Consider the following 14,989-nt stretch of genomic DNA (forward strand, 5'->3'; position numbering starts at 1 on the left):
GCACAAGAGTGGCGTAAAGCCTGGGTTACCTATGCTGAATAATATCAATCTCAACTTGCTACGTTCTCTACATGTTTTGCTAGAAGAGTGTCATGTGAGTCGTGCAGCGCAACGACTGCATATTACGCAGTCAGCGGTAAGTCGTCAGTTAGCTCAACTTCGTGATCTGTGTAGTGATCCGCTTTTAGTGAGAGACGGCAACCGTTTAATCCCTACGCCAAGAGCTTTGTTACTTAAGCAAAAGCTCGATGCATTATTGGGAGAATTTGATCATTTTTTAGATGACAAGCCATTTGACCCTAAAGATTGGCAAGGCGAACTCATTTTGTCATCTAGTGACTATGTTGCGCAGTATATTCTGCCTGACATTGCAACTAAGCTGGCCGAACAGGCACCGCAACTCGATCTCGCGTATAGCCTGTGGCAACCTAGCTTCCTCGATTGTATGAATGAAACGGGTATCCACCTGGCATCCACAATGTTACCTAGCAAACCTGAGCAAGTGTCTTGCCTTAAGCTAGGGGAAGATAAGTCGGTTTGTGTGATGCGTAAAGCGCACCCTTTGGCACACCAAAATCATTTATCTGTAGAGGATCTCATTCAGTACCCTCACATTAAAGTTACAGGGGGAGGTGACAAGGATTCTCACGCCGATATTGCCTTAAAAGAACTAGGATATAAGCGCCGAATTGCGCTAAAAGTGCCTTTCTTTTCCGCGGCATGGAACGCTTTGTCACGTAATGATCACTTGATGATTGTGCCTGAGCATATCGCGATAAACTTATTCCATAATCATGATTTGGAATTCCGTCCGTTACCATTCGATACACCTAGTCATCTCTATTGGCTGATGTGGCACCCTAAATATGACAATGACTCTTCCCATCGTTGGGTTAGGGAGCTGGTTTTTTCGAGTATGCGAGAATCTAGCTATTCGATAGGTATGATTTAAAATCATAACGATGATAACAACTACTGATTTCAATTAATGATTCACGCTTGCTACTGTCGGCTCTCTGATTGAACACATTGCCTTCGAGGCTTATACAAGGATATAAAAATGACGTTGACAGTTTGGCTTTCACTTTTGGCTATTTGTTTATTAGGTGCAATGTCGCCAGGGCCGAGTTTAGCGATGATTGCAAAGCATAGTTTAGCTGGTGGACGAACTCATGGACTGGTTGCTGCATGGTCTCATGCCATTGGTATTGGGCTTTATGCGTTTGTTACGATTATTGGTTTGGCTGTTGTATTGGAACAGTCTCCAATGCTGTTCAAGGGCATAAGCTACGCAGGCGCGGGTTATTTAGCTTACTTAGGTTATAACGCGCTACGCTCAAAAGGTGGAGTTGCTGCTAAGTTAGAATCTGGCGAGCGCATGAGTTACTGGCAGTCGGCGAGAGAAGCTTTTTTGCTTTCTATCCTCAGCCCTAAAATTGCCCTGTTTTTTATCGCATTATTCAGCCAGTTTATTGCGTTAGGTAATGATTTAAGTAGTCAAATGATCCTTGTTGCAACACCATGGATTGTTGATGGGTTATGGTACACATTCATTACTTTTATTCTCTCAAGTCCATTAGTTGTCGATCGAATTCGTTCCAAAGCGCAATTGATCGATCGCTTGTCTGGAGTGGTATTGATCCTACTAGCGATTCGAGTTGTCGTGACGGCGTAACTTAATGCTGCCACTGGTTGGTATGAATCGAGGCAAGAAATAATCAGTTAGGTCGAAAGCAAAAACGCCCCACTTTACTGATATGTAAGTGGGGCGTTTTATTTAGCTATAATGTTTAAGAACTATACTTTGGTTCTATATTCGTTAGATGTTACTGACGCTAGCGAACTGCACTCAAAACGTCATCTAAAGCATTCATGCTCTCTTCGAAATATGGGTTATACGTTAGACGTGCATGAATTTTCCCTGCTTCTTGATGACCCCATGCGGAATACCAAACGGGTTCACCAGCAATACACTGTTCTTCGAGCTCAACACCTTGCCCATTACTGCAAATAATCTCGCTTCCATCAATGCCGTAGTTTGGGTTTTGAGGAGAGAATAACAGCCCCATATGCGAACCGTTCGAAATGCGTTGCTCATCAATTTTCATAGAGTAGGCAGTACTGCGCGGATCATTTAATGATGACTCGCCCTGCCAAATTAGAGCATTGTTTGGGTTGGTTAGCGTATTCGAAAACTGCTCGGCGACAAATTGAGTATCTATTACGCTATCGCCCTCGCTCATCATTACAAATACGGGTTTGTTGTATGGCTGTTTAGCGAGGTTGTCACGTACCACTTCTGACGTTTGGTAGTACACCGCTGCCCCATTCATTGGCAGGGAGTTATATCTTAAGTAGTTGTTTTCAGGGTCTTGATCGGCCCAAGTTACAAAATTACTGGCAAACTCAGCATACTGCACCGCAGGAGAGTTTGGTTGAAACGCCGGTGAAAATAGCATGAGCCCTGAGATACTTGGGTCATTGATTGCTTGTGAAGTTACCAGGTTTGCACCAGTTGAGTACCCACCAAGCCAAACTGAGTCATATTGTTTCTGGAGTAGCTTGGTATGGTGATCTACAACTTGTTGCCAATCTTGCAAAGTCGGTAGCATCAAATCACCGACTTTACTGCCATGACCAGGAAGCAAAATTGTGCGAACCAAATACCCTTGCTGTTGTAAGTGGGTTGCGACATCAACAAATGAATACGGTGAGTCACCTAAACCGTGAACGAGCAGTACTGCTTGGCCATTAGGGTCGGTTGGTTGATATTCCTTTGGTGAGTTTGCGTCTAGCTCTTGACGTTTATTATCCGTCATAAATACGCGATTTTCGGCAAGCCACTGTCTTGTTTCAGTTGCGTATTGTTCGAATGTTTCTTGCTGGTAGTGGGGGAGTTGATCTGATTTTTCATAAGCAGGCTCTACAACTTCAGCAGAGCAACCCAGCAACACTGCAATAGTGAGCGTTGCTGGTACGGCAATCATAATGGCTTTTTTCTTCATTGATTCGCTTTTGTCATTAATTCAGGTAATCGTGGTTACTTTTGTTTTGAAAGGTCTTCATATTCACCTTCAATAACGCCGGCATCACTCGTTTTAGAGTAGTGGTGCTCTGCAAATTGGCTTGCCGTAAATGGGCTACCTGATTGGTTTGTCGTGAAACCTTGCTGCTTCATTTTATTTTGAATGCGTTTACCTGTAATTAGAGCAGCGATTGCAAGCGGGATAGCCAATACTAGGCTTGTAACTAAAGCCATAAAACCTGCAATTAGGGCAAATACTGTGACAAATATATTCTTCATAATCTTTCCTCGTCTTATTTATCATCACTATAGCAAGTCGAATGTGAATCAAACATGAACGATTCCAATTTAGCATTAACGAGTCACTATGACTGCTATGTGTTTTTATGATTGGTATTTTTGTAGTCATAAATACATACATAAAATATGGTTATTGGTGTTTTTACTTTTAAATCAATAGGTTAAAAGTTGGCACGCTTAGTGCTCTAGAGAGAGCGTATATATATCACCGTAAGCAATGTACTTACGGATACGWAATCATTACTGGAGCCAAATATGTTCTGTATTCAATGTGAACAAACAATTCAAACCCCAACCGTTAAAGGCTGTTCTTTTGCACAAGGTATGTGCGGCAAGACTTCAGATGTTTCTGACTTGCAAGACGTGTTGGTGCATTCTCTCCAAGGTGTTTCTTTTTGGGCCAGTCTAGGCCGAGCTTGTGGTGTTATCGATTCTGAAATTGATGAATGGGCACCACGTGCATTCTTCGCAACATTGACTAATGTAAACTTTGATCCTGAACGTATCATTGAATTTGCTCAGCAATCTCATCAATTCAAGCAAAAGCTTGAGCAGCAAGTTCGTGCTGCTGCAACTCTAACTGGTTTTGAAATTCCAGAGTTATCGCCAGCTGCTAAATTTGACCTTCCAACAGACCCAGAAGCTCTGATGGCACTAGCGCCACAAGCGGCGGTTAACCGTGGTCATGACTCTCAACACGAAGATGTTATTGGTTTACGTTTACTTTGTTTGTACGGCCTTAAAGGTGCTGCTGCGTATATGGAGCATGCTTGCGTATTGGGGCAAACAAATGAAGAAATTCAAGGTGAGTACCATGAAATTATGGCTTACCTAGGCACAGACCCAACGGATCTAAAAGCATTACTTGATACGTCAATGCAGATTGGTTTGATGAACTATAAAGTAATGGAAATGCTAGATAAGGGTGAAACGGATACATTCGGCCACCCAGAGCCAACGGCCGTTAATGTAAAAACGGTAAAAGGCCACTGTATTTTAGTATCTGGTCATGACTTACATGATCTAGAGAAGATTCTTCAACAAACTGAAGGCAAGGGCATTAACGTTTATACCAACGGTGAAATGCTTCCTGCACATGGTTACCCTGAGCTGAAAAAATACCCTCACCTAGTGGGTAACTATGGTAGCGCATGGCAGAACCAGCAAAAAGAGTTTGCTAATTTCCCAGGCGCTATCGTAATGACTTCAAACTGTCTGCTTAATCCTGATGTGGGCCAGTATCGTGACCGTTTATTCACGCGTAGTATTGTTGGTTGGCCTGGTGTTGCTCATGTAGAGGGCGATGATTTTAGCGAAGTAATTGAATGTGCACTTGCGCATCCTGGCTTCCAACATGATGAGATCGAGCAAATGATCACTGTTGGTTTTGGTCGCAATGCCTTGATGGAAGCTGCGCCTGCTGTGATTGATCAAGTGAAAGAAGGCAACATTAAGCACTTCTTCCTAGTGGGTGGTTGTGATGGCGATAAATCAGAGCGTAGCTACTACACAGATTTCACTGCTCAAGCTCCAGAAGATTCAGTTATCTTAACTTTGGCGTGTGGTAAATTCCGTTTCAACAAGAACCAGTTTGGTGAAATCAACGGCATTCCACGTTTACTAGATGTTGGCCAATGTAATGATGCTTACTCTGCAATTCAATTGGCGTTAGCGCTATCTAAAGAATTTGACTGCGGTATTAATGAATTGCCACTAACACTGGTTCTTTCTTGGTTCGAACAAAAAGCGATAGTTATCTTACTGACGTTGTTTGCTTTAGGTGTAAAAGGTATTTATACAGGCCCAACCGCGCCAGCATTTTTGACAGAGAACCTATTGAAAATCATTCAAGATGAGTTCGATATGCGTTCTATCTCTACTCCAGAGAAAGACCTAAAAGACATTCTTGCAGCGTAGTAACTTTCTATATTTAAGCCTCGGCATACGCTGAGGCTTTTACGTTTTTATCTTATTCTGAATTAAATAAAAGAGGTCACCCGGTTATGCAAGCATGGTCTGAAAGTGATTCAATTGAACTCGTTTGTCTTAAAAAATGGCATGAAACAGCCGATACCGTCAGTTTAGAGCTAGGTTATTCTGATCAAGAACGCACCTTTGAATTTAAGCCGGGGCAGTTTGTGACGCTAGGTTTGAATATGCCTGAGCAATTTGAATATCGTGCGTATTCTATCAGTTCAGCTCCGAATGGGAGTAGCCTGAAGCTTACTGTTAAGCGTGTTGAAGGTGGTATTGTTTCTAATTTTATTGTTGATGAGTTAGATGAAGGGGATGAAATTGATGTATTAAAGCCTGCTGGTGGCTTTAACTGTGTTGACTGTGTTCCTTCAACGTCGAACAAAGTGACCTTGGTGAGTGCGGGTTGTGGTATTACTCCTGTTATGGCGATGGTGAGATATTGGTTATCTTTTGACAGCGGCATTGAGATTGATTTCATACATATGGCTCGAGATCGACAGCAAACCATTTACTACCGAGAACTTGTACAGTTAGAAAAAGAACACCCTAACTTCAACCTCCGCTTGTTACTGAAAGACAATACTGACACGAATTGCCCTCAAGGTCGTTTAGATAAAAACTGGCTAGTGAAACTCAGCCCTGATATCCAGGATCGAACAGTGTACTTGTGCGGTCCTGTTGGTTTTATGCAGGATGTAGAAAGTTATTTGAAAGAAATTGATTTCAACATGGCGAACTTTTATCAAGAAAGTTTTACTCCTAAGCCTGTTGAAAGCACACCTATGGCTAATGAGGAATCTGGAACTGAGCAATCAGCTGTAAATGTCTTTGTTCCGAGTTTTGGGGTAGAACTTGAAGCTGAAAAAGGCTCTCCTTTAATCGATTCTTTAGAGAAAGGAGGCGTCCCTGTTATTGCTGCGTGTCGTAGCGGAATTTGTGGTTCGTGTAAGTGTAAAGTTGATAAAGGCACTGTAACGACAACGAGCACAGAAACGCTCACACCAGAAGAAATCGAGCAAGGTTATGTTTTAGCATGTTCTAGTACGATTCAGTCGGATTTAGAAGTTTCACTCTGATCACTTCAGTAGAGTGCTTGTCTCTCGAAAGCATAATCAATGTATTAGCTGCATCAGAACAACCGTCCTAATTTGGACGGTTTTTTGTGACCGCGCGTTAACTGTTTACAATTTTATCATTACTTGATGTCACAGATAATTACTCTTACAGTATTGGTGACCAATTATTGTTGTTAGTATCCGCCTCAGTTTTCCCCTCAACCGATATTAGGCCGTGAGCCGACAATCGTTCAATGATTATGCATTACGAATTCATGGTTGAATTCGATACGTCACAGGAGGTGTGGTATGAACAGTTCACTATTTTTAACGGGCTTTGGCTTGTATGTTTGTTTTTTGATCTGGTTAGGTTGGTTTGTCTCTCGGAATCAAAAATCAGGTGAAGATTTCTTATTGGGTGGACGCGGGTTACCACTTTTCCTTGTGCTTGGCACGACGGTTGCGACTATGGTTGGTACGGGCTCGAGTATGGGCGCTGTCGGTTTTGGTTATACAAACGGCTGGGCAGGGGCTTTATACGGCATTGGTGGCGCAATTGGTATCTTGCTGCTTGCATGGTGGTTTGCCCCAGTGAGAGCTCTTAACTTTATGACTATGAGCGAAGAACTTGCTTATTATGTTGGTGCAAATCACATCGTCAAAAATGTAGTGGGGTTACTGATTTTTATTGCCTCAATAGGGTGGCTAGGCGCTCACATTTTAGGCGGAGGAATGTACCTTGCTTGGATAGCCGATATCGACTTGAGCRTGGCAAAAGTTTTGATTGCTGCCGCCTTTACTATTTATGTTGTTATTGGTGGCTACACTGCGGTTGTTTGGACCGACACAATACAAGCCGTTATTTTATTTGCGGGCTTCATTTTAATGGCAGTATTGTCGGTAGAGCATATCGGCGGTTTGGATAACGTATATGCAGCTATGGAGCCTGAAGCGATTAGCTTTCTAGCGATTGATAAACTGGGTGTGTTACCTGCGATTTCATTAGCAGTGGTCATTGGAGTCGGTGTGCTAGCTACCCCGTCTTTTCGACAGCGTATTTATTCAGGTAAAGATGTAAAAACTATTCGCCGTTCGTTTGTTGCATCCGGTGTTTTGTATCTCTTGTTTTCGATTATTCCAGCCATCATCGGCATGGCTGCTCATGCGATAGATCCTACGCTAGACAATCCCAATTATTCATTCCCATATATTGCAGCGACAGTATTACCTGCTGGTATTGGTATGGTTGTTTTGATTGCGGGGCTTTCTGCGACAATGTCTAGCGCCAGTTCTGACGCGATTGCAGGCGTGTCTATTTTATTACGTGATGTTTATGTGATGTTTACAGGGCGAGTTCCTAATAAAGAGTCGATGCTGAATTATTCGCGTTTAGCACTTATCGTAGTGATTGGTTTTGCTTTGCTCTTTGCACTGACATCTAACGATATTATTGGGTATATCACTAAAATGATTTCAACAGTGATGTCGGGGATGTTTGTATGTGGAATGCTGGGTAAATTTTGGCGACGTTATAACTGGCAAGGAGCAATAGCAACCTTAGTGGGGGCGTCTGCGGCTTCATTGGTCGTTATGTTCAGTGCTGATTTAACCAGCTTTTGGGGCAATCCTGTTATCCCGTCATGTTTATCTGCATTGGTGTTAGGCGTAGTTGTGAGTTTATGTACACCCGCTAATCAGGTGACGCCAGAAATGGCAAAAGCGATATTGGATGATGAACGTGCGTTGATGGAAATGGAGCTATCTGAGTCAGGAGTGCTGAAGGAAGATTCGTCGCCGAAGCGTCCTCTGAATACTGCTCAATAACCAATCAAAGATATGAAATAAAAAAGGTAGCCTAGAGGCTACCTTTTTAGGTTATGGAGCATTTTTACTAAAGAGCAAAAGCAATTACGCTTTTTTTAAATCGCGAGCAGGGTAAGTTAATGTAATGTCACCCGCTTTAACGTGTATGAAAGTACCGCCACCACTAATGCCTGTAACAACCATTTCACCTAGGTCAACACCTTTAGTTGCGACTACTACTTCATCAATTGCAAACATGTAAACACCTTAAATATTACTTATTGGACGTGGTAAATCTTTAGGCGGATTTAATCAGAAAGGGTGTGATACGACTAATCAGCTATTTAATCGTGAGGATTAAAATTGTCTATCATGATGGTGCGAGGTCGAACGATTGAAAATAACGAGAAGAGGAAAGTCGCTACACGTAAATGTACGATGTAGCGATCTTTTTTATAGCCTATGAACCTTTAATTTTTATCGCTTCAACATTTTTGGATTCAAAAATATCTTTGCTTGATTCATCTGTATTACTAGTGACGTTGTTAGTAATGCTGGTGTGGATTGCTTGGCTACGGCCATTGTCTTTAGCTTGATAAAGGGCGGTATCTGCCATTTTTATTAGTTCTTGTGTGTCGACGTTAACGTCTGGGTAGGTCGCAACGCCAATGGAAACGCCGAGCTGACCAAGAGACAGTCCTTTCATTTCTAGGTGCAACTCGCGTACAGCCTCGACAAGTCTATCTGCGAGCTTTATAGACTCTTCAACTGAGCTATTAGAGCTTAGAACCGCAAGTTCTTCACCACCTAAACGACAGGCGACATCTGCCTCGCCAATTTCTCGCTTAAGTAGGCTTGCGACCTCTTTGAGTACGTAGTCGCCCGCATCATGACCAAAGTTATCATTGAAACGTTTGAAGTGATCTAAATCGAGCATCAACAAGGACAGGGGAGTATTGTCTTGCTGTGATTTCGACCATTCACTTTCAATCGCTTCCTCAAAGTAACGACGATTGAATAGCCCTGTCAGTGGATCGCTGAGTGCTTGAGAACGCAGTTTTTCTTGTAGGCTTAAATTTGCGAGTGCTAAACCTAAATGCTCGGCAATAGTAAACGCCAGTTGCTTTGTTTCTTCATCGATACCTGTTGTGCATTCTTCAAAATAAAGGTGGAACATTCCGACAGTGTTACCGTGTGCGGTGAGTGGTACACACAAAGTGATCCCGTCCGTTTCACACTGGCTCATATGATTGCATGGTAAATTGTGGTTTTCGTCTTGTGAGAGGTGATGTTTACCTTTGCGAAGTGCCCAGCAGTCATGAGGGGCGTACATTTGATTTGCAGGCCAACTTCCTCCCCAATCAAGTCTCACTTCTAATTGGTTACGTGACTCACGCATAATGGACACGCAGCCATTAATGTCGCCAAGAATTCTCGGGACAATGTCAGCAACCACCATTTGAGCTTCAGTAATGCTGTTACATGCAGCAAGCATATTCGCCAGTCGGTGAAGCAGCCCAATTTCACGAGTGCTTTTTTTGATGCGTTCTTCTTGTTTGTCTCTTTCTAAGTTAACTAAACGGAAAATGCGTTTATTACTGAACCAAGAGGAAAACACTAATACAAACAGTGAACAGCCCATAAGAGTAAATACGATGGACTGAAGATCTTTCGCCATCGCATAGAGTGTGGTCATAGGCATGGCTAAGCGAAGTATATAGGTGGTGTCGTGGCCATGCTCATCGGGAACGAGCTCGAGCTTTTTAGCAACGTATAGTAGTTCTTGATTGAGTGTTGGGCTGTACCGCTTTGATAACCCCTCTTCGCCACTTAGCGCAGCAACAACTTCCGGCCTTTTGCTATGGTCATCTGTTGTTAATAACTCGCGAGAATTGAGTTGTGAGTCACCTAGGACTTTGCCTGAGCTATGGATAATAGTGAAGCGACGGCCGAAGCTAGCCTGGGACATAGTACTAATGAACTGATCGATCTCGGAGATGTCCATATCATATAAGTCCAACTGCTGATCTCGCATCTGATATGAAACGTCGTCAATAAGGCTGAACATGTAGCCGCTAACAATTTTAGTAAGCCACTCATCAAGGGTCTTATTATAAAAGTAACCACCAATAACCATCGAAGCGGTGAGTGCTAGGATAGGAAAGTACTGAAATAGACTAAATGACTTTTTCTTCATTATTTCTCCATCATAACGTTTGGACTAAAGAACTTATTTGACGTGTATTATYAATAACCATTCACTCAATATGGTTTATTGTTTGATATTCAGCACTTTAGTTTAGTTGGTCATTTTTAATTGGTGATCTGAAGATAGGCAACTTGTCTCATTTGTGTGCACTTGGTTCAATAAGGGAAAGAAAAGGGAATAGAATGTTGCAATGAGGTAATTAGTTTACTTACCACTGATCGAACCTGCCGCCTAAACAAAAAAGCCCTTCGACATAATGCGAAGGGCTTTTATCAAAACAGCTTGGTAAAACTAAGTTCGTCTAGTTAAGTACGTTTAGCTAGGTATGCTTCGTAGTCTGGAATTTCAATATCAACTTCTTCTTCAAGTAGGCTTGAGCTGAACATGAAGTTTGCTGTTGCACGGTTTGCTGCAACTGGAATGTTCCAAACACTTGCGATGCGCAGTAGGGCTTTTACATCTGGATCATGTGGAACAGCGTTTAGTGGATCCCAGAAGAAAATCAACATGTCGATTTTGCCTTCAGAAATAAGTGCACCAAGTTGTTGATCGCCGCCCATAGGCCCACTAATCATGCTCTTAATTGCCAAGCCTGTCTCTTTACTAAGCATAGAGCCAGTAGTACCTGTCGCGTATAAAAAGTGTTTCTGAAGTTTTTCTTTGTTCTCTGTTACCCATCTTAAAAGCTCAGGCTTGAAATGATCGTGAGCAACAAGGGCAATATGTTTGTGTGCTGGCATTTTTCTTGTTGTTTTTTGCATTATGTTCCCTAATTATTGGATTCTTTTTTGTTATTTATTGAGAAGCTGGGGGCTTCGACGCTAAACACAGGGCGAAATGCAGAAGGTGATAATGAGTCTGCTATGACCTGTCCCTGTAGGGTTGTTGGCGTCAGTGGCTCTATTATTGGTGTAGCCTTTATATCATAGGATTGACCACGCAGGTAGCTAACCGCTTGATGTACTGATAACCGCCCTTGCTCTACCATTTTGTCTGTCGGGGCAAAGAGCACTTTATTACGGAGTAATCCACGATAGACACCATGACTAAGGTAGCTAGAAACTAACCCAATTTTGTCGGTTTTCTTTTCTGCTCTGAGCTCACTAATTGCCGCTTCAATAGCAACTGCGCTGCCCACAATGTATTTAATATTGGGTATATCAATGACACGCTGAACAAGGTTTCGCTGAAGCTCTTTATCATTATCAGCCCAGTAGCTTACAAAAATATTAATATCACTGTTTTGAATCGCATCATAAAAACCTTCTGCGACTGGCTTTGTTCCACCCCTTGCTTGTGGACCTAACAACAAACCAATATCAATTTTACCACTGCCTTTCGGGTGCTTTTTCGCTAAAAACTCACCAGCTTGATAACCCATGTTGTACCAATCTACGCCAACTGTCCCTTTTAATAACTCAGACTGTTTTTCATTGAGTGATAGGTCATTGACGGTGGCGAATACAGGTGTCGAACCTACCCAACTTCCTAGGTTATCGTAGAAGATATTAGGCGAGACGGTGCCAAGAATGATCGCATCAGCTCCCCAACGAGTACACAATGCCAGCTGTCCCTGTTGTTTTACCTTATTAGGGTAACCTCCGGCTTCAAGCACTCTTAGCTCAATATCGTATTTTTTCGCTTCAGAAACCATTCCATAGTTAACCGATAGCCAATAAGAATCTTTTAAGTGCGGGTATATTGCACACACTTTTTCAGGCGCTTTCACCCGCTCTGGTTCGTTCGCAGCAGAGCTGTATGAAGCTACGCTAGCGCTGAAAAAGAGAATCATGGATAAGATGAGAGATTTGATGGTCATGAATAGGCTGTTTATTGGCATTAGTTAAGTAAACACTGCAAAATATAGCGTATTCTGGTTGGGTAAAGAAGAATGTTTTGAAGGTTTACGATATATGTTGTTAGCAACGGCGAGTATAGGCAAAAAGTTACTGGTTTCTTTTATCGCAATGGCCACGCTAGTGCTCGTTTCTGCGCTGATCGGTGTATCTGGTTTTAGTTTCGTAGCGAAAACAGAGCGTAATGTCGTTGATTCAGCATTGCCAGCCATGATTGAAGCGAGGCAAGTTTCGGAGCTCAGTACGCGTATTATCTCATCAGTACAAATCTTGTCTAACGCTAAGAACGAACAAGAGCGTAAAGCCGCAGGCACGGTATTGTTTGATCAGTTGGAATTACTGCTTTCACATATTAAAGAGTTAGGCGTGGATTCTTTCGACTCTCAACTTCTCAATGAATTAGAAACTAACGTCCAAAGTGTGATTGATACATTGGCTGAGTTAGGTATTTCAGTAGAAAGAAAGTTGTGGTTAGTGAGTGAACTAACGGCGCGTGTTAGTGAAATGCGGTTACTAGGAGAAGAGCTCGAACAACTCACCCGAACTCAAGTTCTTAATACCAGTACCATTGCTGTAGCGAATGTTACTCATATCTATGACTTACTCGATAAAGATCAAACTGAAAAGGCTTATGAAGCGTTAGACGCTTTAGTGGAAGTGGACCTGGATCTTTCTGAGCGACTTCATGAACTCCACTTGTTAGCATTTCAAATGCTTAACCAAATTGAAGAATTTCAAACGGTCGTCAATATTGATCGAATTGATCAGATCAAAACGGAATTCGAATCTAATCTACGCATCATGCAAAGACGTGTGAAGGCAGTAGAAGACCCAACTCGATCCCAGCAGATGTCTTACTTACTTGAAGAACTGAGTAAGCGAAAAGTGGTATTTGATGTTCTGTTCAAGCGTTATGAAAATCAGCAACAGTCTGAGCTATTAATGAGGAATACACTGTCACTGTTCACTGCCCTTAATACCACGGTTAATCGTCTGGTGGATGACTCAAATTTAAGTACGACCAAAGCTGTTGATGAACTTACCACGACACTTAATTATGCTCAGTGGACGTTGTCGGTTATCTCGGTTATTGGTTTGATCATTGTTGCTTTGATTGTTTGGCGAGTCGTATATGTCTCTGTTGTTAAGCGTTTAACAGAGTATTCATCGGCGCTAATGTCTATTGCGCAAGGGCGGTTGAATATTGATATTCCCGTAAAAGGGACCGATGAACTTGCTCGCATTGGTGAAGCGATTATCACCGCTCGAAATACGGCCCAAGCTTTACAAGTGGTAGCGGTTGGAGAGGCGAAAGCCAAGCGAGAATTAGAAGATCATAAAGAACACTTAGAAGAATTGGTAACCGAGAGAACCTATCAATTACAAAAGACCAATAAACGCTTGAATGTGGAAGTGGTTAATCACGCCAAAGCACGTTCAGCAGCAGAACAAGCGAGCCGAGCAAAATCCGCATTTTTGGCGACAATGAGCCATGAAATTCGTACACCGATGAACGGTGTATTGGGAACGGCGCGCCTACTCAAAGATACGGGGCTTAATGACTTGCAGGTTAAATACGCCGATATAATTAATCGTAGTGGTAAAAACTTACTGGCGATCCTAAACGACGTACTTGATTATTCTAAAATTGAAGCAGGCCATTTAGAGATCCGTTTAGCATCTTTTGACTTATACCAAATGGTGCAAGATACATACTCGTTGATGGAAGGCAGAGCTAGCGAGAAATCGATCGAATTTACTTACTTTATTGAAAGCGATGTAGGGCAATTTTGGCGTGGAGACGCGACCCGATTAAGCCAGATCCTGAATAATTTAGTTGGTAATGCTATTAAGTTTACTGATAGCGGCTCGGTCGATATCTACATCAGTTTAGACCTTGATGATCCGAGCAAGCTGCTGTTTGAAGTGACCGATACCGGGCTAGGCATTCCTGATGATGAGCAGACATGCTTGTTTGATGCTTTTACGCAGGCGAGCTCTGGTCAACACAAAGTTGGCGGAACTGGACTAGGCTTAGCTATTAGTAAGCAGATCATTTTAGCCATGAATGGCTTAATAGGTGTCGACTCTACTGAAGGCGAAGGAAGTCGTTTCTGGTTTACGTTATCTCTAGAGCAAGGTTCAGAGGTGTCGGGTGCTATGCCTTTGGTTGAAGAACAATGCATCCGTGCAAAAGTCTTATTGATAGAGGATAACCCGGTAAACTGTATGGTAGCAGAAGGCTTCTTAAACAATATGGAGCATGAAGTGGTGATTGCTATGTCTGGAGAAGAAGCGCTCGCAGCTTTTTCTCAGCAAAGTTTTGATATCGCCTTAGTGGATATTAATTTGCCAGACTGTAGTGGTGTGGACTTGATTCAAACATTAAAAGCGATGGAATCAACATCAGGGTCATCGCAAAGTATTCCAATGGTCGCGGTATCTGCCCATGTATTTAATGAGGAAGTCGAAAGCTATTTGGCTTCTGGGTTCGACAGTTTCTTACCTAAACCTTTAGAGAAAGAAGCACTAGAGAGTGTGATTTCTTCACAGCTTGGAGGAAAGTCGCTGTTGTTACCGCAAACGAAACAATGCCAATCAGTAGTGAACACTGATGTGATCGACAAAGACCAGACAACCGTAGAAGAGAAGAATATGTCGATCATTAACCTTAAGGTTATCGAGTCTGATTTAAAGGTGCTTGGTATAGATAAAGTAAAAGAAATCATTCACTTATTTGAGTCTAGCAGCCTAGAAATTATAG

The 14,989-nt window shown here is 42.4% G+C and carries 12 protein-coding genes; 6 read left to right on the plus strand and 6 right to left on the minus strand.

What is annotated here, in order from left to right; translation table 11 throughout:
- Positions 1-31 precede the first annotated feature (31 nt).
- Positions 32-952: a LysR family transcriptional regulator gene (locus tag L4C33_RS12805; protein WP_428812827.1), complete on the plus strand. Its 921-nt coding sequence runs from the start codon at positions 32-34 to the stop codon at positions 950-952.
- 108 nt (positions 953-1,060) lie between these two features.
- Positions 1,061-1,675, plus strand: coding sequence for a LysE family translocator (locus L4C33_RS12810; protein ID WP_428812816.1), 615 nt, complete (start codon positions 1,061-1,063; stop codon positions 1,673-1,675).
- 160 nt (positions 1,676-1,835) lie between these two features.
- On the opposite strand, the gene L4C33_RS12815 is transcribed toward L4C33_RS12810, so the two are convergent.
- Both L4C33_RS12815 and L4C33_RS12820 read right to left on the minus strand, forming a co-directional pair.
- A complete protein-coding gene (locus L4C33_RS12815) occupies positions 1,836-3,005 on the minus strand; it encodes an alpha/beta hydrolase (RefSeq protein WP_428812817.1) in 1,170 nt (389 codons plus the stop codon).
- Positions 3,006-3,040: 35 nt separating this feature from the next.
- On the minus strand, positions 3,041-3,304 hold the full coding sequence (locus L4C33_RS12820) for a hypothetical protein (protein ID WP_428812818.1): 264 nt from the start codon (positions 3,302-3,304) through the stop codon (positions 3,041-3,043).
- Between the two features lie 276 nt (positions 3,305-3,580).
- Between L4C33_RS12820 and hcp the strand changes: the two genes are divergently transcribed.
- The 3 genes from hcp to L4C33_RS12835 all read left to right on the plus strand — a co-directional run bounded on the left by hcp (position 3,581) and on the right by L4C33_RS12835 (position 8,181).
- Entirely contained in the window at positions 3,581-5,242 is a 1,662-nt protein-coding gene (gene hcp, locus L4C33_RS12825; RefSeq protein ID WP_428812819.1) for a hydroxylamine reductase, read from the plus strand.
- Positions 5,243-5,328: 86 nt separating this feature from the next.
- Positions 5,329-6,378 carry an FAD-binding oxidoreductase gene (locus tag L4C33_RS12830; RefSeq protein ID WP_428812820.1) on the plus strand — a complete coding sequence of 350 codons (1,050 nt, stop codon included), beginning with the start codon at positions 5,329-5,331 and terminating at the stop codon, positions 6,376-6,378.
- A gap of 288 nt (positions 6,379-6,666) precedes the next feature.
- On the plus strand, positions 6,667-8,181 hold the full coding sequence (locus L4C33_RS12835; RefSeq protein WP_428812821.1) for a sodium:solute symporter family protein: 1,515 nt from the start codon (positions 6,667-6,669) through the stop codon (positions 8,179-8,181).
- 84 nt (positions 8,182-8,265) lie between these two features.
- Here the strand turns inward: L4C33_RS12835 and L4C33_RS12840 are convergent, their stop codons facing one another.
- The 4 genes from L4C33_RS12840 to torT all read right to left on the minus strand — a co-directional run bounded on the left by L4C33_RS12840 (position 8,266) and on the right by torT (position 12,188).
- Positions 8,266-8,418, minus strand: coding sequence for a hypothetical protein (locus L4C33_RS12840; protein WP_428812822.1), 153 nt, complete (start codon positions 8,416-8,418; stop codon positions 8,266-8,268).
- 202 nt (positions 8,419-8,620) lie between these two features.
- Positions 8,621-10,357, minus strand: coding sequence for a sensor domain-containing diguanylate cyclase (locus L4C33_RS12845; RefSeq protein WP_428812823.1), 1,737 nt, complete (start codon positions 10,355-10,357; stop codon positions 8,621-8,623).
- A gap of 317 nt (positions 10,358-10,674) precedes the next feature.
- Positions 10,675-11,130: a methylglyoxal synthase gene (locus L4C33_RS12850; RefSeq protein ID WP_428812824.1), complete on the minus strand. Its 456-nt coding sequence runs from the start codon at positions 11,128-11,130 to the stop codon at positions 10,675-10,677.
- A gap of 8 nt (positions 11,131-11,138) precedes the next feature.
- Positions 11,139-12,188: a TMAO reductase system periplasmic protein TorT gene (torT, locus tag L4C33_RS12855; RefSeq protein ID WP_428812825.1), complete on the minus strand. Its 1,050-nt coding sequence runs from the start codon at positions 12,186-12,188 to the stop codon at positions 11,139-11,141.
- Positions 12,189-12,282: 94 nt separating this feature from the next.
- On the opposite strand from torT, the gene torS reads away from it, so the two are divergent.
- On the plus strand, positions 12,283-14,989 hold a 2,707-nt coding region (gene torS / locus L4C33_RS12860), incomplete at its 3' end, for a TMAO reductase system sensor histidine kinase/response regulator TorS (protein WP_428812826.1).

It is taken from the genome of Vibrio makurazakiensis (genome assembly GCF_050337375.1).
Taxonomy (GTDB): Bacteria; Pseudomonadota; Gammaproteobacteria; order Enterobacterales; family Vibrionaceae; genus Vibrio; species Vibrio makurazakiensis.

Coding starts and splice junctions, on each gene's coding strand:
- L4C33_RS12805 (WP_428812827.1), top strand. CDS start 32: ATGCTGAATAATATCAATCTCAACTTGCTACGTTCTCTACATGTTTTG.
- L4C33_RS12810 (WP_428812816.1), top strand. CDS start 1,061: ATGACGTTGACAGTTTGGCTTTCACTTTTGGCTATTTGTTTATTAGGT.
- L4C33_RS12815 (WP_428812817.1), bottom strand. CDS start 3,005: ATGAAGAAAAAAGCCATTATGATTGCCGTACCAGCAACGCTCACTATT.
- L4C33_RS12820 (WP_428812818.1), bottom strand. CDS start 3,304: ATGAAGAATATATTTGTCACAGTATTTGCCCTAATTGCAGGTTTTATG.
- hcp (WP_428812819.1), top strand. CDS start 3,581: ATGTTCTGTATTCAATGTGAACAAACAATTCAAACCCCAACCGTTAAA.
- L4C33_RS12830 (WP_428812820.1), top strand. CDS start 5,329: ATGCAAGCATGGTCTGAAAGTGATTCAATTGAACTCGTTTGTCTTAAA.
- L4C33_RS12840 (WP_428812822.1), bottom strand. CDS start 8,418: ATGTTTGCAATTGATGAAGTAGTAGTCGCAACTAAAGGTGTTGACCTA.
- L4C33_RS12845 (WP_428812823.1), bottom strand. CDS start 10,357: ATGAAGAAAAAGTCATTTAGTCTATTTCAGTACTTTCCTATCCTAGCA.
- L4C33_RS12850 (WP_428812824.1), bottom strand. CDS start 11,130: ATGCAAAAAACAACAAGAAAAATGCCAGCACACAAACATATTGCCCTT.
- torT (WP_428812825.1), bottom strand. CDS start 12,188: ATGACCATCAAATCTCTCATCTTATCCATGATTCTCTTTTTCAGCGCT.